This window comes from Glutamicibacter sp. AOP38-B1-38, assembly GCF_052377485.1.
GTDB lineage: Bacteria > Actinomycetota > Actinomycetes > Actinomycetales > Micrococcaceae > Glutamicibacter.
In genome coordinates, this window is the sequence record NZ_JBQSWU010000026.1 from 38,128 (window position 1) to 60,715 (window position 22,588).

A 22,588-nucleotide genomic window follows, 5' to 3' on the forward strand; every position below is an offset into this window, starting at 1 on the left:
CTCCGCCTCTTGTTTCTCCGAACGGCTAGCTCGCCTTGCTCGCAAATTTGGGGGAAACGCATATTTTCGTAATTGACCTATTGGTTGTTTCTCTAATCCTTGATGTTTATCGCAAAATTTGATTAGCTGGGAGTCCTATCCAGATGCCAAGGGCGGAAGCGGCCGATGACTCAAGAGCTGAACATTCGACGAAGCGCGGCGGGTACTGCCCTGATCATGTTCATTGCCGGGCAGGCCGGAACTCTGAGTTGGCCTTGGGCGTTTGGCCTGGCCGGCTCTTTGGCGGTCATTGGAGTTCTGCGTCTGGCGATCGAGCGCAAGGCAGGGCCGAACTTGCGGCGTATCACGATGAAACCGGGTCTGCTCCTTTGCCTGGTGCTCATGATGCTCGCTTCGGGATTGCTTTCCGAGCTGGACCCCGTGGTGCGATTGCTGCTTGGTGCCGGCGCGGCCGTATTGCTCTACCGCATCGCGCTGCGCGATGGCGAAAAGCAGATCCAGCGGTACGTTGAAGACGTTGAGAGTGATCCAGCTTTCATCGCGGTGAATTGAGTTTTCAGCGCCTGCCAGACGCGCTAGACTGGAAAGCATACGACGTTGATCCGGATATCGCCGGGGAGTCCTTGGAAGAACCCTCGGGATGACTCTGTTGCTTCCGAATTAGTAGAACCAAGCGGGACCAGCCCGTCACAGCTGATGAGAAGCGGTTCGCCACTATCGTGCGCAAGCATCACGGTGGCGGATAAGCGGGGTGGTACCGCGGCCAAGTGCCGTCCTCGTAGGCAAGATTTTCGACCCTACGCTTGAAGGATGGCCATTTCGATGAGCTTCTACCCAAAGGTCACCACCGACCCGACCGGTTCAACCCCGGCTTCACCGCGTTTCCCAGAAATTGAGAAGCGCGTCCTCGAATACTGGAAGAACGATGATACCTTCCAGGCCTCCATCGACCAGCGCGAGGGCGAAGAATTCGTCTTCTACGACGGTCCGCCCTTCGCCAATGGCCTGCCGCACTACGGACACCTGCTCACCGGCTACGTCAAGGACCTGGTAGCCCGCTACCAGACCCAGCGCGGCAAGCGCGTCGAACGCCGCTTCGGCTGGGATACCCACGGCCTGCCGGCCGAGCTGGAAGCCATGAAGCAGCTGGGCATGACCGACAAGCAGCAGATCGAATCCATGGGCATCGACAAGTTTAATGACGCCTGCCGCACCTCGGTGATGAAGTATGCCGACGAATGGCAGAACTACGTCACCCGCCAGGCACGCTGGGTCGACTTCGAAAACGACTACAAGACGCTGAACGTCGAGTACATGGAATCGGTCATCTGGGCCTTCAAGCAGCTCAGCGACAAGGGGCTGACCTACCAGGGCTTCCGCGTCCTGCCGTACTGCTGGAAGGACGAGACCCCGCTGTCCAACCATGAGCTGCGCATGGATGACGACGTCTATAAGAACCGCCAGGACCAGACCGTCACCGTGGGCTTTACCGTTCTTGCCGGTGAAACCGAGGCATCCCAGGCGCTGGCCGGTGTGCAGGCCCTGGCCTGGACGACTACCCCGTGGACCCTGCCAACCAACGCGGCGCTGGCGGTTCACCCAAGCATCGAGTACGTGGTGGTTCCGGCAGGCGAGGCCGGAGTGAAAGCCTCCGCGGCAGCCGGGCCGTTCCTGCTGGCCCGCGACCTGCTCGGCTCCTACGCCAAGGAGCTTGGCTACAAGGATGTGAAGGAAGCGGCCGCCGCCATCACCGCCAGCTACCAGGGCTCCGAGCTTGCAGGCGTGCGCTACGCGCCACTGTGGGACACCTTCGCCGACGTGGAGAAGTACGAAACGCAGAACGCCTGGCAGATCGTCACCGCGGACTACGTCACCGTCGCCGACGGTACCGGCATCGTGCACCAGGCCCCGGCCTACGGTGAAGATGACCAGAAGGTCTGCGAAGAGCACGGCATCCCGGTGATCCTCTCGGTGGATGAGGGAGCGAAGTTCCTGCCGCTGTTCGCCGGCGGACCGCTGAACGACATCGCGGGCGTGCAGGTCTTCGAGGCCAACAAGACCATCACCAATGTGCTCAAGGAAGACGGCAAGCTAGTCAAGCAGGCCTCCTACGAGCACTCCTACCCGCACTGCTGGCGTTGCCGCACCCCGCTGATCTACCGTGCCGTCTCCTCGTGGTACGTGGAAGTCACCAAGATCAAGGACCGCATGGTCGAGCTCAACGAGCAGATCAACTGGATCCCGGGCAATGTCAAGCACGGCCAGTTCGGCAAGTGGCTGGAAAACGCCCGCGACTGGTCCATCTCGCGCAACCGCTACTGGGGTTCGCCGATCCCGGTCTGGGAATGCTCGGGAGCCGAATGCACGCACCGCGAGGTCTTCGGTTCGCTGGAAGAAATCAAGAACTTCTTCGGCCGCCTGCCGCTGAACCACGAGGGCCAGCCGGATCTGCACCGCCCATTCATCGACGAGCTGACCCGCGCCCACGAAGGCTGCGCCGAGTCCGGCACCCTCACCCGCGTCGAAGACGTGCTGGATGTCTGGTTCGACTCCGGGTCGATGCCCTACGCCCAGGCGCACTACCCCTTCGAAAACAGCGAATGGTTTGATTCCGGGCACCACCCGGCGGACTTCATCGTGGAGTACATCGGGCAGACCCGCGGCTGGTTCTACACCATGCACGTGCTGTCCACCGCGCTCTTCGACCGCCCCGCCTACACGAACGTGATCTCCCACGGCATCGTGCTCGGCTCAGACGGGCAGAAGATGTCCAAGTCGCTGCAGAACTACCCGAACGTCACCGAGGTCCTGGACCGCGACGGCGCCGACGCCATGCGCTGGTTCCTGATGTCCTCCCCGATCCTGCGCGGCGGCAACCTGGTTGTCACCGAACAGGGAATCCGTGACGGCGTGCGCCAGGTGCTGCTGCCCTTGTGGAACGTGTGGCACTTCTTCAACCTGTACACCAACTCCGCGAACAACGGGGCCGGCTACGAGGCGAAGCGCTCGCACAGCTCCACCGATCCGCTGGACCAGTACATGCTGGCCGCCACCGGGGCACTGGTCCGCGAGGTCACCGAGGCGCTGGACGGCTACGAGGTCTCGGAAGCCACCGAAGCGGTGCGCCACTACATGGACACGCTGACCAACTGGTATGTGCGCCGGTCCCGCCAGCGCTTCTTCGAAGAAGACACCCAGGCCTTCGACACCCTGTACACGGCGCTCGAAACCCTGGTGAAGGTCGCCGCCTCGCTGCTGCCGCTGGCCAGCGAGGAGATCTACCGCGGGCTGACCGGGAAACGCTCGGTGCACCTGACCGATTGGCCAGAGGCCGCGGATTTCCCGGCAGATGCCCAATTGCTCGAAACCATGGAAACCACCCGCAGAATCTGCTCGGTGGGCTCCTCGCTGCGCAAGGCGAAGAACCTGCGCGTGCGCCTGCCGCTGGCGGAGTTGAAGGTGGTGCTCACCGACGCTGCCCGCCTGGAAGGCACCTACGCTTCGATCATCAAGGATGAGCTGAACCTGAAGAGCGTCACGCTGATCGACGCCGAAGGCGTGGACACCGCCAGCTACGGCATCAGCCAGCAGCTGGTGGTCAACGCCCGCGCCGCCGGCCCGCGCCTGGGCAAGTCCGTGCAGCAGGCCATCAAGGGGGCGAAGTCCGGTGACTGGTCGGTGACCGACGGTGTGGTTACCGCCGGCGGCCTGGAACTGGCCGAGGGCGAATACGCCTTGGACACCGTGGTGGATGAGGCAGCCGAAATCGCCGCCGCGGTCATCGACGGAGGCTTCCTGGTGCTCGATACCGAGGTCACCACCGAGCTGGCCGCCGAGGGCACCGCCCGCGATATGATCCGTGCGATCCAGTCCGCCCGCAAGGAAGCGGATCTGCAGGTCTCGGACCGTATCCGCACGGTCATCACCGCCTCCGCCGAGGTGGTGGCGGCGCTGGAATTGAACCGCGAACTGCTGAGCAGCGAAACCTTAACCGCCCAGCTGGACCTAGTTGCCAACGGGGCGCTAGCCGAAGCGAAGATCGAAGTGGAGCCCACCGTATGAGCGATCTAGAACGCGTTTACGCGCAACTGCTGGCGCGCGCGCCGGAAAATAAGATTGAACCGCGCATGGAACCGATGTTCCGTGCCATGGAGATCCTCGGCGAACCGCAGAAGTCCTCCCCGGTCATCCACATCACCGGGACCAACGGGAAGACCTCCACCGCGCGGATGATCGAGTCCCTGCTGCAGGCACACGATATCCGCACCGGCCGCTACTCCTCGCCGCACCTGGTGAAGGTCACCGAACGGATCAGCATCGATGGGGAACCCGTTGACGATGAGACTTTCGTCCGCGTTTGGGACGAGATTTCACCGTTCCTGGACCTGGTGGATGCCGAATTGACCGAGCAGGGCGAAAACCGGTTGACCTACTTCGAAGCGGTGACCATCCTGGCCTTCGCGATCTTCGCCGAGGTTCCGGTGGAGGTGGTGGTGCTGGAGGTAGGCCTCGGCGGAATCACGGACGCGACCAACGTGGCCGATGCCGAAGTTTCGGTGATCACCCCGATTTCCTTGGACCACACCGACCTGCTGGGGGATACCCCGGGACTGATTGCCGAAGAAAAGATCGGGATCCTCAAGCCCGGCGGTTACCTGGTCTCCGCGGTCCAGCCGGTGGACGCGGCGGATGTGCTGCTCGCCAAGGTGCGCGAGCTTGAAGTTCCCGTGGCTTTCGAATCGCTGGACTTCAAGCTCATCGAGCGCACCATGGGTGTTGGCGGCCAGGTATTGGCCATCGAGGGGCAGGCGGCTCGCTACGAGGAGATTTATCTTCCGCTCTACGGCGCGCACCAGGCACAGAACGCCGTCGTGGCGCTGGCAGCGGTCGAGGCCTTCCTCGGCGGCGGAGAACGTGAACTGAATATCGACCTGGTCCGCAACGGATTCGCCGCAACGACCAGCCCGGGCCGCCTGGAACTGGTGCGCAGCGCGCCCAGCGTCCTGGTCGATGCGGGGCACAACACGGACGGCCTCAAAGCCAGCGCCGAAGCCATCAAGGAATCCTTCGGGTTCTCCCGCCTGGTGCTCATGGTGGGGATCCTGCGCGAGAAGGACGCCGAAGCGATGCTCTACACCATGCGTGAAGAGTACGGCGATCTGGTTGATGACCTGTGCCTGACCCAGTCTTCCTCGCCGCGGGCCATTCCCGCGGGGGAGCTGGCCACCCTGGCAGTCGATGCCGGGTGGCCCGAAGAAGACCTGCATGTCACCGAGAATCTTGAAGACGCCGTGGAATGGTGCGTTGGCCGTGCAGAGGCCGGGGATGACCTGGCCGGCGGCGTCCTGGTGACCGGTTCGATTACACTGGTGGGCGAAATCTCACTACTGCTCAAGGGAGGGCAGAACTCCTAATGGCCAAGCTAACTAGGGCGCAACGCGAATGGCACCCGGGGATGAAGAAAAAGCAACGCTCCACCAAGGTGATGTTTGCTTCGACCGTATTGACCTGCGAGGCGTTCCTGGCAATCTTCGTCACCTTGGCCGCCTTCGGGCTCAAGCGTGCCGAACCAGCACTGGTGCTCAGCCTCGGCGCCGCAGTGGCGGTACTGTGCATCATCACCTGTGCGTTGCTCCGCAAACCGGCAGGATACCTGATCGGCTGGATCCTGCAGGTGGTCTTCTTCCTGTGCGGGTTCATCTTGGTGGACATGTTCTACCTGTCGGTCTTCTTCGGACTGTGCTGGTGGTACGCGCTGAAGAAGGGCGGGGAAATCGACGTGGAGAATAAGCGTCGCGCGGCCGCTCAGCAGGAGTGGGACCGCGCTCATCCGAACGTAGAATCTTAAACAGACCAAAAGTATCAAAGAACAAAGAGGTAGAAACATGACCGAACGTACTCTCATTCTCGTCAAGCCAGACGGTGTGAAGCGCGGCCTGACCGGCCAGATCCTTGCCCGCGTCGAAGCGAAGGGCTACAGCATCGCCGAGCTGAAGCAGCTGAACGCTTCGCGCGAGGTGCTCGCCGAACACTATGCCGAGCACGAAGGCAAGCCATTCTACGAGCCACTGGTTGAGTTCATGCTCTCGGGACCGATCGTCGCCATCGTTGCCGAAGGCCACGGCGTGATCCCAGGTTTCCGTTCGCTGGCGGGAACCACCGATCCAACCACCGCCGCACCGGGCACCATCCGCGGTGACTTCGGCCGCGATTGGGGCCTGAAGGTTCAGCAGAACCTGGTTCACGGTTCGGACTCCGTCGAGTCCGCGGAACGTGAGATCGGCATCTGGTTCGGTAAGTAGACCGCTCAAGTCCCTCTCGCACGAGAGAAGGAAATCCCCGTGGGGATCCACTAGTGACGTGGATCCCTACGGGGATTTTTCGGTTCCGGAAACGCTGGACAGCAAATCGGTGGAGCAGCCTGAGGGGGCTTGGCGGCGCGGAGCATGGCGGACGTGGAGTCTATCCGATGGATCCGGCGGGACACTATGTGTAGCTGATCAATAAGCCGCATCTCTGGGCAGCTGGCCCGAGTGCGTGGCAGGGCCCTAGAACCAGTCGTCGAGGGAGTTGTGCGCATGCGGCAGCAGGGCCGCACCGGTGGCCGGCGAAGAGCCCCATAAGGTTTCCGTTGAAGGACGCAGCGAAGACTGGCGGATCGAATCATAATCATCTTTGGAGATCATGACGACAGATTCTCTCGGGGACCTGGAAACGGAGACGACAGCATGCTCGGAGACTACGTTGTCGACAAGACTCGAGAAATTCTTTAGTGCTTCCTCATAGCTGAAATTCAGCATGAGTACCTCCCAAATATCGCGGTGAGCGCCTGACGGCACTTCGAGTTTGAGTAGAAGTGTGTCCCGAACTAGCGCTTCGTGCTCCCTGCTGATCGAGCGACGGGGCAGTGGCAAGAATTCTCAAGGAGTTGCTCTTGCCACTTCAATACACATCTTTCACTTGAGTCACATTAAACACATCCGTCTATGAAAGCGCAATGTTGCGCGTCATCATGTGGCGGCTTCAGTCGGTAGCAAGCCGTGCAAAGAGCAAGGAATCGCGGCGTCGATCGCGAACGAGTTTATGCTCGCGCAAATGCCCTTCGTAGGCGAACCCGGCCTTTTCCAGCACGCGTCGGGAGGCCAAATTCTCGGGGGCGCAAGTGGCTGTGATGCGGTGCAGATCCAGGGAAGAAAATCCAAGATCGAGCAGCATCTTCGTTGCCAGCGTGGCGTAGCCGCGACCCCAGAATTTGCGATTCAGGCTATAGCCCAGTTCACCGCGGCGGTGGTCCGCATCGGTGCTCCACACCGCCGCGCCTCCGATCACCTGTTCATCGACGAGGACCGCCAACGTCAGCGCTTGGCTGTTGGGCAGGCTGGCTTCTAAGAGATACTGCCGGGTCTGCTCTGCGGAATTCGGACCCCACTCGGCATATCGGTAGACCATGGGGTCCGTGGCGTACTCGTGGACCGCTGCGAAATCCGAAGCCCGGTATCGCCCCAACGACACCCCCTCGCGTGTGGCGATCACTTCTCGATCGGGTAAAGTCACCGAAATTCCTTTCTGGAGGGGAAGAAAAAGGTCTTGGCCTCATCCAAGGGATGAGGCCAAGACCGGAGGCAAGGAAACGCTAGCTATTGTCTGCGCTAGGCGCAGGCTCTGGGTTAGCGGTTTCTTTGGCTTTTTCTACGAGGCTTGGCTTCTCCTCGGGTTTGACCTTCTCTCGGATGTCTTTTTTCGCGTCATCCACCGCATCCGAATTATCGCGATCGGTCCACACCTTGATCACTGCCCACGCTGCGGCGGTCAGCGGCACGGACAGCACGGCGCCGATAATACCTGCAAGTACGGTACCAGCGGTCAAGGCCATCAAGACCACCAGCGCGTGCAAGTTCAGTGCGTTTGCCATCACCACCGGCTGCAGGAAGTTGCCCTCCAGCTGATTGACCAGGATGACTGCGGCCAGCACGATCAGGGCTACCACAGGACCGTTGGTGACCAAGGCGATCAGGGTAGCCAAAATGCCTGCCACGGTGGCACCAACCATCGGAATGAACGAACCGAGGAACACGATGACGCCCAGGGGAAGCGCTAGCGGAACCTGCAGGATCAGCAAGGTTGCGGTAATGCCCAAGGTGTCCACCGCGGCCACAGTAGCGGTTCCGCGGATATAGCCGCCGAAGGTGCGCAGCGCCCGGTCACCGGAAAGGATCCACTTATTGCGGTAGTGCTTGGGCGTCCAAGACACTGCAAAGGCCCAGATCCGGTCGCCATCTTTCAGGAAGAAGAACAAGATCACCAGGAGCAAGATCAAGCCCGTCACGAAGCTACCTGCGGCACTGAGCGTGTTCAGAGCGCCGGTGCCGAATTGGGAACTGGTCAGGAACGAGGTCACCGTGTCCACGACGCCGTCGATCTGGCTCTGATCGATGGACAATGGCATATTGCCGATGATTCCCTGCGCCATGTCGTTGAGCTGATTGAAGCCTTCGACCGCTTGGTCGACCAGCTTTGGCCATTCCTTGATGACCGAGAAGACCAACCCGGTGCCGATGCCGCCGAGCACCAACAGGGAGCTGAGGAAGACGATCCAGGCGGAGATCAAGGGAGAAAAGACCTTGCGAAGCTTCAGCACCAAGGGCCACAGCGCGCACGAGATAATCACTGCAAGCAACGTTGGAATGACGATCATCGTCAGACGTAAGAGTCCGATGATGAAGAAGGTGGCTAGGGTGCCAACGATCAAGACCTGGGCGCTGCGGATACCGAGGCGCCCGAGCATGTCCGTCCACAGGGAATGCACGGTGAAGTTTGGCTTGGTAACCTCTGACTCGCTGAGCAATTCACCTACCGGAGGTTCCGGGGTCGGTGCCGGAGCAGCCGGTGGCTTGCGCTTGGGTAGCTTTAGTTTGCGGAGAAAATCCATTGGTGCTCCTTGAGGCTGATACTAACTAGCTCCAACAATAGGCTAACGAGTTGATTAGGAATTGCCACAACGCCGAGGAAACGTCATTTCGGCGCTGGCTTTCGCTTTTACGCTCACAAAGCACATGAAAAAGGGGTGTTTCTCCACCTAAGGTTGAAGAAACACCCCCATTTCCAAATTCCCGGATTAGCGGCCGAAATACTCGTCAGCCAGCAGGCTCATCAGAATGCGGTCGTGGAACGCCCCATCGTGAAAACCAGCCTGGCGGTTTCGCCCTTCCTCGCGGAACCCGGCGCGGGAGAACGTGCGCAAAGCCCGCTCGTTATAGGCCCAGATCCCTAGCCCGACCCGGTTCAGCCCCATTTCGCGGAAGCCGAAGTCCACGATCATCTTGGTTGCGACCGTGCCGTATCCCTGCCCAACATTGGAACCGCCGATCATCAGCATGAGGTCCGCCGAACGGGCCGGGGCGTTGAAATTGTAGAGTGCGGTGTGGCCGATTAACGTGTCGTCGGGCAACGTAATTGAAAGGCCTACACCATCCTTGGTGCCTCGGTTCAGGCTCCAGCTCTTGAATAGGTTTGCGGCTTCGACGCCGGGATGCGGAAGTACGATATTTCCCTGCAGCGCCATGAATTCCGGGCTATTCCACCATTGGGCCAGGATCGAGAGATCTTCATCCTGTAGTTCGCGTAGCCGGATCGTGTCCGAAGTCAGTAGATTGATGCCGTAATCTTGGGCGTTTTCTGTATTCCATTTGTGGCTTCCCATGACCCTAATCTAGTCGCTTTAGCTTGGAGCCGGGTGACCTGCCTCATTTTAAAGTCTCGTGCCTAGGCGTGGGATGCGGCGTAAAGTCATCGATAAATTGCGTGTTCATCAGGTTTCTAGCGGTACAGCTCCGCCGCGGCCTTTCGCTGATAGCGGGAATTAGGTCCGGCGGCGTGCCGCTCGATCCGCCAGCGCAGCCGTCAGCGCCCCAACAATATAGGCCAGAAGATCCATCGCTGCGAAGCCAGTGCCCAGTATCAACCGCGAGGGAGGAAAGAGGGCCGCAGCCTCTCGCGGCAACGAGGTGAGCTGAAGCAGTTCTACCGCCACGCACCACCCTAGCGCCCAGGCCCCGACGGTGTGCCACGAGCGCGTTGGGACAATGAAGGCGACTACTACGTAGATCAGCGCCGCGTATAGGACCCCGCCGGCCAGGTCGGCGACGAGCCCCCAAGGCAGAAAACGCAGGAACAAGCCAAGGGGGACCAGCGCACAAGCGCTGATCCCCAAAATGATTCGGCGCCGGGTGAGGCTATCCAAAGAATGCATTCGGGAAGCGGAGGACGATGGATGCGATAACCAAAACCCAAAGGATCGCAACGACGATCCAGCTCCATTCCTTGGCGAACTTCTTCACGCCTTCGGATGCGGGGATGACTCCGTTGACGATATTGCGCGACGTGGTGAAGACGAAGAGCGGAATCATCATCGCCCACACGACCATGCAGTAGGGGCACAAGGCGTTGATCTCATACAAAGCCTGGGACCATAGCCAGGCGATGAACGCCATGGCCAGCGTCACTCCGGACTGCACTCCAATCCAGAACCAGCGGTGGAACTTTGCGCCGGCCAGCAGCGCCATTCCGATGGTAATCAGCACGCCAAAGAGGACGATGCCCAAGAGCGGGTTCGGGAAACCGAGCAATTGTGCTTGGTCGGATTTCATGACGGTGCCGCAGGAAACCCAGGGGTTGATATCGCACCCGGTGATGTAGTCGGGGTCTTTGTAAAGCTCGAGGCGTTCAAGGACTAGGATCCCCGAGGCGACCCAAGCAATCGTGCCGGTGAGCACGGCGAATATTCCGAAGCCGCGTTCTTTTGCCCACCAGGGCAACACGCCCGAGTTCTGAGGACTCTCAAGTGATGAAACCATGTCTTGACTATTCCATATGTTCAGACGAATGCGGGTCATTGCGCACCTTGCTTTTCACATACTATGAAGCTTTTCTGTGCAATATATATGAGCTGGTGAACTAGCGATGAACGAACTATGAGAGAATGGAAGAGGTTGTTCGCGGATCCACAGTCTGCTTTCAACCCGACGACAGACTTTTGAAACGACAGATCGTCAAGCGATGCATCGCTTCGGTTGAGTGCCCATTACGTGCGCCTCCCGTAGGAATACCGCGGATCGTAGGGCTGCAAAGGAAAGCAGCCGGTTTTCAATGGCCACGTTGAACCGCAGCTAGTTCTCTTGAATCGGAAAATTGATTCAGGACAGAACCCAGATGCGGAACACACAAGGACTTTTGTGTCTGGCCGACTCACGAAGACGGCCGAAAGACACGTGACGAATGTTGTTTCAGCCTAGGCACCGTCTGTGGAGGTCGCCGAAGCGGGAATTTAAACTAGGAGCACGCGAATTTAAATGAGCGCATCAAATCAGCGAAAAGGAGGGGCACAGGGAAGTAAGCGAGGCAATCGTTCAACACGAGCCCGCCGTACCACTGTAGCCACCACCCCATCACGTCCATTGCGGCGTGCGTTGACCCTGGCAGAGCTAAATGCCGCAGCCGGAGTCGAAGAAAGCCCATACCGTTGGCGCGCAACGCGTCGTACCCAGGTATCCACTCCTGACTCGGTCAAGCGCATGAGCCGCCAGGCCGAACGCCGTCAGCAGGTCGCCCGCGACACAGTCGAACAGGCAGCCGCGGCCTCCGAGGAAGTGGCTTCCACCGAGGCTCCGGTGACCACCGCAGCCCAGGCACCGGAAGAAACCGGCATCAAGCTGGCGCCCGCGGTGACCGAACCGGCAAAGGGTGCCGAGGTCTTCGAGTCTTCGGCCGAGGATCATACCGGTGCACTGCTAGCCGAACACGGCAGCTCCATGATCATGAACCCGTTTGCGATCCCGGAAGCAGCGCACACGGTGGTGCAGCATGTGGTGGCGAACACCGCCAAGCCGGATACTGCACCCGTCTCGCGCCAGAAGGACGAGGATCTGGAAGCAGACGATGTGTCCTCGCGCCGCCGCCGTCGGCGCCGTCGCGGCGATGTCGATCTGGAGGTCGATGGTGGTTCGCAGGACGATCCGCCAAACACCGTCACCCGTGTGCGCGCTCCGCGTGCCAGCGCCGATGCGCATATCCCCGCATCGGACCGGGTCACCTCGGTGCGCGGCTCCACCCGTTTGGAAGCCAAGCGCCAGCGCCGCCGCGAATCCCGCGAGACCGGCCGCCGCCGTCCGGTGATCACCGAGGCCGAGTTCTTGGCTCGCCGCGAATCGGTGGAACGCAAGATGATCGTGCGTCAGCGCGAGGACCGCATCCAGATCGGCGTATTGGAAGATGGCGTGCTCGCCGAGCACTTCGTCTCCAAAACCCAGCAGGATTCGCTGATCGGCAACGTGTACCTGGGCAAGGTGCAGAACGTGCTGCCATCCATGGAAGCCGCCTTCGTCGATATTGGGCGCGGCCGCAACGCTGTGCTGTACGCCGGCGAAGTCAACTGGGATGTCGCAGGGCTGGAAGGCCAGCCGCGTCGTATCGAAAACGCGTTGAAGGCCGGGGATTCGGTGCTCGTGCAGGTCACCAAGGATCCGGTGGGCCACAAGGGCGCACGGCTCACCAGCCAGGTCTCCCTGCCTGGTCGTTACCTGGTCTACGTGCCGGGCGGTTCGATGACCGGCATTTCCCGCAAGCTTCCAGACGTGGAACGCCAGCGCCTGAAGAAGATCTTGAAGGACCACTTGCCGGAGAACGCGGGCGTCATCGTCCGCACCGCCGCCGAAGGCGCCTCCGAAGAAGAGCTGACCAATGACATCAACCGGCTGCGCGCCCAGTGGGAAGGTATCGAGGCGCAATCTTCCTCGACCAAGACCCTGGCCCCGGAGCTGCTGTACTCGGAGCCGGATCTGACCATCAAGGTGGTGCGAGACGTCTTCAACGAAGACTTCACCAAGCTGATCGTCTCCGGCGAACAAGCTTGGGACACCATCGAGGCCTATGTCATGTACGTGGCCCCGGATTTGATGAGCCGCCTGGAGAAGTGGGAGCAGTCCGAAGATATCTTCAGCAACTTCCGCCTCGACGAGCAGATCAACAAGGCACTGGATCGCAAGGTTTTCCTGCCATCGGGTGGTTCGCTGGTTATCGACCGCACCGAAGCGATGACCGTGATCGATGTGAACACCGGAAAGTTCACCGGTTCCGGCGGCAACCTCGAAGAGACCGTGACCAAGAACAACTTGGAAGCGGCCGAGGAAGTTGTCCGCCAGCTGCGCCTGCGCGATATCGGCGGCATCATCGTCATCGACTTCATCGACATGGTCCTGGAAGCCAACCGCGACCTCGTGTTGCGCCGTCTGGTCGAGTGCCTGGGCCGGGATCGGACCAAGCACCAGGTCGCCGAGGTCACCAGCCTTGGTCTGGTGCAGATGACCCGCAAGCGCATGGGCACCGGCCTGCTTGAGGTCTTCGGCGAGTCTTGCGAGGCATGTGCCGGCAGCGGCTTCGTCACGCACGAAGAGCCGGTCGAGCACCGCAAGTCCTTCAACGCTTCGGGCGAAGTGCACGCTAAGAAGTTCGCGGAGAAGTCTGCGGCTCGTCGCTCCGAGCGTCGTCGCCGTCGCGGCAACGAACGTGAAGAGCCGAAAGCCAACGAGCATGGAACCGAGAACGCCGAGGCAGAGGGCGGGGAGCAGCACGAGGCGACCCGCAACGCGCTGGCAAATATTGCTGCCGCTTCGCACCTCGATCAGCCAGCCGAATCGGGATTGAAGTTCGATGGGGCTACCGTGCCGGTCGCCAAGGCCGCAGCAGCACCTTCGGATGCCGCTGCCGAGGATGCCTCGGTGACCCTGGAAGCTCTGGAAGCAGCTTTGCCCGGGGGAGAGGAAGCCGAAGGCGCCGAGCAGCACGAGGGCGGGCGCAAGTCACGCCGTCGTTCACGTTCGCGTTCCCGTGGCCGCGGCCAGGGCGAGCAGGCGCAAGCCAGCGAGCAGAGCGCGGATGAATCCTCCACGCCGGAGGTCGAGCCTTCACCGGCGCAGGCCCCGGTTGCGGAAGAGCAGCCTGCACCAAGCGCACGCAAGCGCGGCTCCCGTCGAGCCACACGTGCTCAGAGCGAGTCGGTTGCGCCGTCAAGCGGTTCGGACCAGCCAACGCTGACCGGACTGGCGATGCCCGCCTCGCAGGCCGAGGTTGCCGCTGCTGCGGCCATCACGGAGGGCAAGCCGGCCGCAGCAGCTGCTGCGGCCCCACAGAGTTCCACGCAGCCAAAGCGTCGCAGTCGTCGGGCCACCTCGGTCCAGGGCGATGCGCATGCAGAGGTTCGCGTGGCGGAGGTATCCGCTGCCACCGGTTCGGTGGTCCAGATGGATACCAACAGTGCACGAAACGAAAAGCCAGCCGAGGCTGCCGGGCAACCGGTAATGCTCGGAGTTGGGGTTCCGGTTCGTGAACTGAAATAGATGAACTTGATCACGCTTCACCCGCTGGGGCAGTTTGTATTTGCCCCAGTGGTGTGGACTAGCGTAATCTGGTTCATCGGTGCTAAACGCCAAGATCACGGATTTCTGATCCGCTCGGCGTCAAGGCACAAGCGCATGAGATCCCTGAATAAGGTGCCTGATTTATCAGGCGTCCGGGTTGATTTCTGCGCCGGTAAGACAATAAACGTCGAGTAGAAGCGAGTACCCACGTGGTGTACGCAATTGTCCGCGCAGGCGGCCACCAGGAGAAGGTTTCCGTTGGAGACCTCATCACCGTAGACCGTCTTCAGGCTGCCCTAGGTAGCTCTATTGACCTTCCAGCCTTGCTGTTGGTAGATGGCGAGAAGGTAACTTCCGCCGCTGCCGACCTGGCTAAGGTCAAGGTCACCGCTGAGGTTGTAGAAAACCTTCGCGGCCAGAAGATTGTTATCCAGAAGTACAAGAACAAGACCGGTTACAAGAAGCGCCAGGGCTTCCGTGCCGCTCTGACCAAGGTCAAGGTCACCTCGATCGCCTAATTTGGGCTGATCGTACCAACCATTTTTGTAGCGAAAGAGGCTAAAAGGCATGGCACATAAGAAAGGTGCGAGTTCCACTCGCAACGGTCGCGATTCCAACGCACAGTACCTAGGCGTAAAGCGCTTTGGCGGTCAGGATGTCAAGGCAGGCGAAATCATCGTTCGCCAGCGCGGCACCCACTTCCACCCAGGCGCCGGCGTAGGCCGTGGCAAGGATGACACTCTGTTCGCTTTGGCTGCTGGCGCAGTCGAGTTCGGCACCCGTCGTGGTCGCCGCGTGGTGAACATTGTAACTGCTGCCTAATTTAGGCGACAGACAATTTTTTGAGTGCACAAGGGGTGGGCCGATTTCGGTCCGCCCCTTGTGTGCGTATAGATAGACTTTAAGCGAGTAGTAACTCGCACCCCCGTTATAGGAGAAGATGGCCCCGTGGCTGCATTCGTTGATCGCGTAACTCTAAATGTCACCGCAGGTAATGGTGGCCACGGTTGTGTGTCCATCAAGCGCGAGAAGTTCAAGCCCCTAGGCGGACCGGACGGGGCAAAGGGCGGAGACGGCGGAAATGTCATCTTGCGCGTTGACCCGCAGGTCACCACGCTGCTTGAATTCCACCACCTGCCACACCGCAAGGCCAACAACGGCGAGCCCGGCCAGGGCGGACTGCGCCCCGGCAAGCAGGGCGAAGACCTGGTCCTCGGCGTGCCTGCGGGCACCGTGGTCAAATCCAAGGATGGCGACATCCTTGCGGACCTGGTCAAGACCGGCGATGAGTTCCTCGCCGCACAAGGCGGCATGGGCGGACTGGGCAACGCGGCCATCGCTTCCGATAAGCGCAAGGCCCCAGGGTTCGCCCTGCTCGGTACCCCGGGCACCGGCCAGGAAGTAGTCCTGGAACTTAAGTCCGTCGCAGATATCGCGCTGGTGGGTTACCCCTCGGCCGGTAAATCCTCGCTGATCGGCTCGATCTCCGCGGCACGTCCAAAGATTGCCGACTACCCATTCACCACGCTGGTACCCAACCTGGGCGTCGTGCAGGCCGGCGAAGTGCGCTTCACCGTCGCCGACGTGCCCGGGCTTATCCCAGGTGCCTCCGAAGGCAAGGGGTTGGGCCATGAGTTCCTGCGCCACGTCGAGCGTTGTGCCGCGATCGTGCACGTGCTGGACTGCGGCTCGCTGGAGACGGACCGCGACCCGATCCACGATTTGGAAACCATCGAAGCGGAACTGGCGGCCTATGAAGCCGACTCCAGCTTCGCTGGAACCGACGGCACTAGCGTTGCTTTGACCGAGCGCCCGAAGCTTATCGCGCTCAATAAAGTAGATATGCCCGACGGCTCCGACATGGCTGAATTCGTGCGCCCAGAGCTCGAAAAGCGCGGCTACCGCGTCTTTGAAATCTCCGCACTGGCACGTAACGGATTACGCGAATTGACCTTCGCCATGGCTGAATTGGTAGAGCAGGCACGCTCCGAGCGTGTCGAAGAAGCCCCGATCGTGGAAGTTCCGATGCTGCGTCAGCGCACCGGCAAGAAGACGGAATTCACCATCCGCCGCGAAGAGGTGAACTTCGAACCACTCTGGCGAGTGATCGGTGAAAAGCCTGAGCGCTGGATCGTGCAGACCGACTTCCGTAACGACGAGGCAGTCGGCTACCTGGCAGACCGCCTGGCCAAGCTGGGTGTTGAAAACCAGTTGTTCAAGGCCGGCGCCAAGCCAGGCGACGCGGTTGTTATCGGTGCCGAAGATAACTCGGTAGTCTTCGACTGGGAGCCAACCATGGCCGCCGGGGCCGAATTGCTCGGCTCGCGCCGTGGCGAGGACATCCGCCTGGAAGACCGAAACCGAAAGACGCGTGAAGAGAAGCGCGCCGAGCATGATGAGCGTCGCGCGGCGAAAGCCGCCGCACGCGAAGAGCTTGAAGCCGAGCGTCGGGCGGGCATTTGGACCGAATCGGTACATGCGAAGAACGCTGAACGCGCTGCTCAGAATCGGGCAGCAGATAAGGAAGACTAAGTATGAATGTGCGAGCAACTAAGACATTATCTTCAATTTCCTCACTTCGAGATCTACCCCAAGCAAGACGAGTCGTCGTAAAGGTGGGATCCAGCTCGTTGACAACTGTCAGCGGCGGGATCTCCCACGAGCGGTTGAAGTTCTTGGCAGATACGCTCGCACACACGCTGCATGATGATACCGAAGTTATTTTGGTTTCCTCTGGCGCTATCGCCGCCGGACTGTCTCCGCTAGGGCTGGAAAAGCGTCCAAAAGACCTTGCCACCCAGCAGGCGGCAGCGGCCGTAGGCCAGGGATTGCTGCTGGCGCAGTACACCCAAGAATTCGCAAGACACGACATCAATGTCGGTCAGGTGCTGCTGACGGCAGATGATCTGATGCACCGCAACACGTACACCAATGCGCTGCGCTCGCTCACGCGCTTGCTGAACCTGGGCGTGCTGCCAATCGTGAATGAAAATGATGCGGTAGCTACCCGCGAGATTCGTTTTGGCGACAATGACCGACTCGCCTCGCTGGTCGCCCACCTGATCAAGGCCGATGCGCTGTTGCTCTTCTCCGATGTTGACTCGGTTTATGACGCGCACCCGGAGGACGGTGGAAGCCGCATCTCGCATGTGGGCCATCCCGACGAGCTCGACGCTGTTGACTTGGGCACTCCGGGAGCGGCCGGCGTCGGCACCGGTGGCATGATCACCAAGGTCGACGCGGCCACCATGAGCGCCTCGGCGGGTATTCCGACGCTGGTGACCAGCACCGACAATGCCGCCAGGGCGCTGGCGGGCGAAGACGTGGGAACCTGGTTCGCCGCGCGCAACACGCGCCGCTCGGCCCGTGACGTATGGTTGGCGCACCTAGCCTCCTCCGAAGGCCGCCTGGTCCTGGACGCCGGTGCGGTGCGTGCCGTGGCGGACGGAACAAATTCCTTGCTTGCCGCGGGCATCACGTCGATTCGCGGAGAGTTCGAAGCCGGGGACGCAGTGGAAATCTGCGATTCAGAGGGCAACATCATTGCTCGTGGGCTAGTGAACTACTCGGCCGAAGAACTTCCGGAAATGCTTGGACGCACTACCGTCGAACTGGCCGAGTTGCTCGGCGAGGGTTACGACAAAGCCGTAGTACATGTCGATGATCTGGCCTTGATCTAAGGAGGCCAATAGAATGGGAGATATGAGTCTAGATTCAGCCGAAACAAAGACCGAATCCACCACCGACGTATTCGCGTCGGTCAACCAGCTGGCAGATCGTGCCCGCCGGGCCTCGCGCACTCTGTCGCGGGCAAACCGTGATTGGAAAGACAAGGCTTTGCGTGCCATCGCAGAGACCATCGATAGCCATCGCCGGGAAATTAAGGCGGCCAACGCCAAAGACCTTGAAAATGGCCGGGAACGCGGCACCAGCGCCGCGCTGCTTGACCGCTTGAAACTTGATGACCAGCGTATCGACGGTTTGATCTCAGCCCTTGAAGAGCTCATCGGACTGCCCGATCCAGTCGGCCGCGTGGTACGCGGCGAAACGCTTCCCAACGGCTTGCGGATGCGGCAGATCAACGTCCCGATGGGCGTGATCGGCACCATCTACGAAGCCCGCCCCAACGTAACAGTCGATATCGCCGGTCTCTCGTTGAAAAGTGGCAACGCAGTATTGCTGCGCGGCGGCTCGGCGGCGCTGAACTCGAATGTCGCTCTGGTGGGATACATCCGCAATGCCCTCGAATCCGTTTCCTTGCCTCGTGACCTGGTAATCTCCGTGGACGAATACGGACGCGAAGGCGCAGACGCGATGATGGCAGCACGTGGACGCATCGACGTGCTGATTCCACGAGGTGGCCGCGAGTTGATCCAGCGGGTGGTCACCACCGCGAAGGTTCCGGTCATCGAGACCGGAGAAGGCAACGTCCACATCTTCATGGGCGCCAGCGCCGATGAGAAAATGGCAACCGATATCCTGCTCAACGCCAAGACCCACCGTCCAAGCGTATGCAATACGGTAGAGACGCTGCTTGTCTCCAAGGATGCTCCGGCCGCACAGGGTGTGCTCAAGGCCTTGGCCAAGGCCGGGGTTACGCTGCACACCGACGCCCGCGCGGCGGCACTGGTCCCAGAGCTGGAAACGATAGCCGCCGGTGAAGATGACTGGCGCAACGAGTATCTGGACCTGGACATCGCGGTGAAGCTGGTGGACACGATGGACGAAGCGCTGGAGCATATCCGCGAATACTCCACCGGACACACCGAAGCAATCATTACCTCGTCTTTGGCCGAGTCCGAACGGTTCATCGCGGAAATCGAGTCTGCGGCAGTGATTGTCAATGCTTCGACCCGCTTTACCGATGGTGGCGAGCTGGGGCTGGGTGCCGAGGTAGGCATCTCTACGCAGAAGATGCATGCGCGTGGACCGATGGGCTTGTCGGAACTGACGACCACCAAATGGATCGTTCAGGGCGACGGGCATATCCGTAAATAGTTTCTGCCCCCTGTCTTCGGTAGGATGTAGAAGAATCGTACCGTTACTTTTCGGACCTGTATTTGCGTCGCAGATTTGGTCTCGATAAAACGTCTGGAGAAATAAGTTGAACGCGCTGATTATGGCTTCTGAAGCTGCATCCACCGGTATTGACCCACATACCATGGCAATCATCGTCGGTGGTGGCATCTTCGTCGCACTGATGGTTCTGCTGCTGGTCACGGTTTCCTACACCAACGTGGGCCTGCGTCACGCAGACCACGACGAAGTGGATGACATTCACCGTCAGTTTAAGGTCCACGGAGACAAGCACTAGTCTTGGCGGATCCACTGAACAAGAACCGCCCATTGCGCCTCGGCGTGATGGGCGGTACTTTTGATCCCATCCACCATGGTCACTTGGTCGCTGCCAGTGAAGTTGCGGCCGAGTACGACTTAGATGAAGTGGTCTTCGTGCCTACCGGCAAGCCCTGGCAGAAGGTTGCCCGAGATGTGACTGCCGCAGAGCACCGTTACCTGATGACGGTGGTCGCTACCGCGTCGAACCCGCGTTTCACCGTGAGCCGCGTCGACATCGACCGTGAGGGTGCAACCTATACGCACGACACGTTGCTTGATCTTCGGGCCGAACGGCCGGAGGCGGAGCTCTTCTTCATCACTGGTGCGGACGCATTGAGCAAAATCGCCAGTTGGAAGGATGTCGATCAGGTCTGGGATCTGGCGCATTTTGTTGGCGTCAGCCGTCCAGGCCACGTTCTGCCAGAACTAGAGCAAGAGAACGTTTCACTATTAGAAATCCCAGCATTGGCGATTTCCTCCACGGATTGTCGTGGGCGCATAGCCCAAGGCAAGCCCGTTTGGTATCTGGTGCCGGACGGTGTGGTGCAGTACATTGCAAAATATGGGCTTTATACCGAGTCGTAACCTCACATTGATGCGTCCAACACGGCATAATCTCTAGGTAAGGGTGACGGTATTTGTCTAAGCGGTCGGGAGAAGAACAGGATGAGCGATAACACGCAGCCGGCTTCAAGCCGGCGAGCTTTGCGTGAAAAGCGGCGCGCTGAAATGGAAGCCATGCTGGCGAGCAGTAAAGCCGAGCAGGACGCCAAGCAGCTCGCTGATCAGAAGGCAACTGAAAAGAAGGATGCAAAGCCTTCGGCAGGTGCCAGCCCAGCTGACCCGAAAACTTCCTCCCCTGCCCCAAAAGCCCCTGCAAAGCCGGTAGCTGGCGCGCAGCAAGGCCAAGGTTCGAATAAGCCGGCAGCGGCGAAGACCCCGTCCGCGACGCCGGCGAATGCTCCGACCGCGACGCCGGCGAATGCTCCGACCGCGGCCGGCAAGGCTGCCGAGCCGAAGCAGGCCGCCGAGAAACCCGCCGAACAGGCGAAGACCGTAGCGCCGGCTAAAAAGACCGCACAAGCCAAGGCCGCACCGTCGCCGGCCAAGCCTGGACAGGCTAAGGGGACGCCAACTCCGGCAAGGCCGACTTCCAGCGCTCCGAAGGCCAAGCCCGCGGCTGGTTCAGTACCGGCTGCCGACACGTCGCACGATGCAGCGGATAAGCCAATGGGGGAGCGCGCTTCCTTGCGCCGCGCTCGCGACCGAGAAGCGCTACGTGAGCGTCGACGCCTTGAAGAAGAAGTCGGCGCACTCACCACAAACATTCCAACGGTCGAGCCAGCCGAAGATCCGAAGCCACTGACTCGCCGTCAGCTACGACTTCAGTCGCTAGCGGATCAGAATCCGGACGCTGCAGATCAGAAGCAGGGCGCCGCTAAGCCGGTGGCCAAGCCAAAGCCTACAGACGACTCGCCGGAAACCACCGTGATGAGTGTGGAGGAAGCGCTGGCCGCACGGCGTTCACATGCGCCCGAAACACTTGTTGATCCGAATCTTTTGAATGATGATGACGGTGAGATTGATCTCGAAGTTCTTGCCCATCAGCGCGAGATGGCGGCACGTGCAGCCATCATTTCTCGCCGGGCCGCAGAACGCGAACGGCTCCGGATTGAGAACGCCAAGAGTGGCAAGGAACAGGCCCTGTCTGATCCGTTCACCGGGGCTCTGGGAAATATTCGCGAAGTCGAAGACCGCATCGCCAAGACCGGCGTGCGGGGCCCGCAGACCGAAAGTGTTTCGCTAGATCTTGATTCCAGGGGCAAATTATCTGACAAACTAAAGCACAATTCGCAGGCTGCCAAGAAGCCAAGCAATGCGAAAGCTCCGCTAAAACCAGCGCCAAAAACTGTAAAGCCTGTAGTCAAGTCCGAGTTGAAGGCTGGAACTGGCAAAACTTCGCCGGCAGCGCCCAAGCCTCAGGCGATGCCAGCGCCGAAACCTGCAGCAAAATCCGCAAGCAAGCCAGCATCGGGTTCAAAGCCCAAGGCACCGGCCTCATCGGTTCCCGCTCCAGCTGAAGCTGGGGCCACACAAGGGAATGTGGAAATGCCGCGCATCGATGCGGTGAATGCCCAAGGCCTGCAGCCTCTGGACGCTCAGACCCACGGTGTGCGACGAGCAAATAACAGGCTGATTGCTATGATCGCGGCGCTCAGCGTCGGCGGTGCAGCGCTTGTTGCGGGCATCGTCATGTTGATCAGTTCGCTTACTTCGTAGGACAATTAAGTTCTTGATCTATACCTCTAAAAGGAGACACCCCACTTCATGGGAGCACACGCAGACTCTATCGCCCTCGTTAACGTTGCAGCATTGGCCGCATCGGACAAGTTGGCAGAAGACATTGTGGCACTTGATGTCGCCGAACGACTGGGCGTAACCGACGCGTTCCTTATCGTCTCCGGTGGCTCTGAGCCACAGGTAAACGCAATTGTTGATGAGATCCAGGCCAAAGTACTCGAAAAGTTTGAGATGCGCCCGGTACGTCGCGAAGGATTCGGCAGGGGACGTTGGGTTCTCCTGGATTACGGCGACGTTGTTGTCCACGTACAGCACCAGGAAGACCGCGTTTTTTACGCTCTAGAGCGTCTATGGTCGGACTGCCCAGTCATTGAACTTGCTACGGAAGCCAAATAAAGCCCTAGTAGCATGGGATTTGCTTCCTGATTCGGCATTCATCTATGATTAGTGAGTTGCCTTATCCGGTAGCAATCCTTTTGGGGGTATGGCGCAGTTGGTAGCGCGTCTGCATGGCATGCAGAAGGTCAGGGGTTCGAATC

21 protein-coding genes are annotated in these 22,588 nt (G+C 60.2%); 15 read left to right on the forward strand and 6 right to left on the reverse strand.

What is annotated here, in order from left to right:
* Positions 1–165: 165 nt before the first annotated feature.
* The 5 genes from ACT3TP_RS14665 to ndk all read left to right on the forward strand — a co-directional run bounded on the left by ACT3TP_RS14665 (position 166) and on the right by ndk (position 6,302).
* Positions 166–552 carry a hypothetical protein gene (locus ACT3TP_RS14665; protein WP_444620886.1) on the forward strand — a complete coding sequence of 129 codons (387 nt, stop codon included), beginning with the start codon at positions 166–168 and terminating at the stop codon, positions 550–552.
* 270 nt (positions 553–822) lie between these two features.
* Complete coding sequence (ileS, locus tag ACT3TP_RS14670) at positions 823–4,062, forward strand: isoleucine--tRNA ligase (protein ID WP_444620887.1); 3,240 nt, start codon at positions 823–825, stop codon at positions 4,060–4,062.
* A complete protein-coding gene (locus ACT3TP_RS14675; RefSeq protein ID WP_096285006.1) occupies positions 4,059–5,414 on the forward strand; it encodes a bifunctional folylpolyglutamate synthase/dihydrofolate synthase in 1,356 nt (451 codons plus the stop codon). The genes ileS and ACT3TP_RS14675 overlap by 4 nt, the downstream gene beginning before the upstream one ends.
* Positions 5,414–5,848, forward strand: coding sequence for a DUF4233 domain-containing protein (locus ACT3TP_RS14680; RefSeq protein ID WP_096285004.1), 435 nt, complete (start codon positions 5,414–5,416; stop codon positions 5,846–5,848). Before ACT3TP_RS14675 ends, ACT3TP_RS14680 begins: the two co-directional genes overlap by 1 nt.
* A gap of 37 nt (positions 5,849–5,885) precedes the next feature.
* Positions 5,886–6,302 (forward strand): nucleoside-diphosphate kinase, encoded by a 417-nt coding sequence (gene ndk, locus ACT3TP_RS14685; RefSeq protein ID WP_096285002.1) that lies wholly within the window; start codon positions 5,886–5,888, stop codon positions 6,300–6,302.
* Between the two features lie 246 nt (positions 6,303–6,548).
* On the opposite strand, the gene ACT3TP_RS14690 is transcribed toward ndk, so the two are convergent.
* The 6 genes from ACT3TP_RS14690 to ACT3TP_RS14715 all read right to left on the reverse strand — a co-directional run bounded on the left by ACT3TP_RS14690 (position 6,549) and on the right by ACT3TP_RS14715 (position 10,853).
* Complete coding sequence (locus ACT3TP_RS14690) at positions 6,549–6,800, reverse strand: type II toxin-antitoxin system Phd/YefM family antitoxin (RefSeq protein WP_096285000.1); 252 nt, start codon at positions 6,798–6,800, stop codon at positions 6,549–6,551.
* A gap of 223 nt (positions 6,801–7,023) precedes the next feature.
* On the reverse strand, positions 7,024–7,554 hold the full coding sequence (locus tag ACT3TP_RS14695) for a GNAT family N-acetyltransferase (protein ID WP_217990357.1): 531 nt from the start codon (positions 7,552–7,554) through the stop codon (positions 7,024–7,026).
* Between the two features lie 79 nt (positions 7,555–7,633).
* Positions 7,634–8,929: an AI-2E family transporter gene (locus ACT3TP_RS14700; protein ID WP_444620888.1), complete on the reverse strand. Its 1,296-nt coding sequence runs from the start codon at positions 8,927–8,929 to the stop codon at positions 7,634–7,636.
* Between the two features lie 186 nt (positions 8,930–9,115).
* Positions 9,116–9,700 carry a GNAT family N-acetyltransferase gene (locus tag ACT3TP_RS14705; RefSeq protein WP_096284993.1) on the reverse strand — a complete coding sequence of 195 codons (585 nt, stop codon included), beginning with the start codon at positions 9,698–9,700 and terminating at the stop codon, positions 9,116–9,118.
* 159 nt (positions 9,701–9,859) lie between these two features.
* Positions 9,860–10,240, reverse strand: a complete 381-nt coding sequence (locus ACT3TP_RS14710) for a ribosomal maturation YjgA family protein (RefSeq protein ID WP_444620889.1) — start codon at positions 10,238–10,240, stop codon at positions 9,860–9,862.
* A complete protein-coding gene (locus tag ACT3TP_RS14715) occupies positions 10,233–10,853 on the reverse strand; it encodes a vitamin K epoxide reductase family protein (RefSeq protein WP_096284989.1) in 621 nt (206 codons plus the stop codon). Before ACT3TP_RS14715 ends, ACT3TP_RS14710 begins: the two co-directional genes overlap by 8 nt.
* A gap of 495 nt (positions 10,854–11,348) precedes the next feature.
* Here ACT3TP_RS14715 and ACT3TP_RS14720 point away from each other — a divergent pair, with 495 nt between their 5' ends.
* The 10 genes from ACT3TP_RS14720 to rsfS all read left to right on the forward strand — a co-directional run bounded on the left by ACT3TP_RS14720 (position 11,349) and on the right by rsfS (position 22,445).
* The gene (locus ACT3TP_RS14720) at positions 11,349–14,390 is read left to right on the forward strand and encodes an Rne/Rng family ribonuclease (protein ID WP_444620890.1); all 3,042 of its coding nucleotides are present in this window, start codon (positions 11,349–11,351) and stop codon (positions 14,388–14,390) included.
* Between the two features lie 230 nt (positions 14,391–14,620).
* A complete protein-coding gene (rplU, locus tag ACT3TP_RS14725) occupies positions 14,621–14,929 on the forward strand; it encodes a 50S ribosomal protein L21 (protein ID WP_096284983.1) in 309 nt (102 codons plus the stop codon).
* A 49-nt stretch (positions 14,930–14,978) separates the two neighbouring features.
* Positions 14,979–15,233, forward strand: coding sequence for a 50S ribosomal protein L27 (gene rpmA, locus ACT3TP_RS14730; protein WP_096254657.1), 255 nt, complete (start codon positions 14,979–14,981; stop codon positions 15,231–15,233).
* A gap of 126 nt (positions 15,234–15,359) precedes the next feature.
* Complete coding sequence (gene obgE, locus ACT3TP_RS14735; RefSeq protein ID WP_096284981.1) at positions 15,360–16,943, forward strand: GTPase ObgE; 1,584 nt, start codon at positions 15,360–15,362, stop codon at positions 16,941–16,943.
* A gap of 2 nt (positions 16,944–16,945) precedes the next feature.
* The gene (gene proB, locus ACT3TP_RS14740; protein ID WP_096284979.1) at positions 16,946–18,091 is read left to right on the forward strand and encodes a glutamate 5-kinase; all 1,146 of its coding nucleotides are present in this window, start codon (positions 16,946–16,948) and stop codon (positions 18,089–18,091) included.
* A 22-nt stretch (positions 18,092–18,113) separates the two neighbouring features.
* Entirely contained in the window at positions 18,114–19,409 is a 1,296-nt protein-coding gene (locus ACT3TP_RS14745) for a glutamate-5-semialdehyde dehydrogenase (RefSeq protein WP_255248389.1), read from the forward strand.
* 106 nt (positions 19,410–19,515) lie between these two features.
* Positions 19,516–19,725, forward strand: coding sequence for a hypothetical protein (locus tag ACT3TP_RS14750; protein WP_096284975.1), 210 nt, complete (start codon positions 19,516–19,518; stop codon positions 19,723–19,725).
* 2 nt (positions 19,726–19,727) lie between these two features.
* Positions 19,728–20,333 carry a nicotinate-nucleotide adenylyltransferase gene (nadD, locus tag ACT3TP_RS14755; RefSeq protein ID WP_096284973.1) on the forward strand — a complete coding sequence of 202 codons (606 nt, stop codon included), beginning with the start codon at positions 19,728–19,730 and terminating at the stop codon, positions 20,331–20,333.
* An 81-nt stretch (positions 20,334–20,414) separates the two neighbouring features.
* Positions 20,415–22,028, forward strand: a complete 1,614-nt coding sequence (locus ACT3TP_RS14760) for a hypothetical protein (RefSeq protein WP_096284971.1) — start codon at positions 20,415–20,417, stop codon at positions 22,026–22,028.
* Between the two features lie 48 nt (positions 22,029–22,076).
* Entirely contained in the window at positions 22,077–22,445 is a 369-nt protein-coding gene (gene rsfS / locus ACT3TP_RS14765; RefSeq protein ID WP_096284969.1) for a ribosome silencing factor, read from the forward strand.
* Positions 22,446–22,588: the final 143 nt, after the last annotated feature.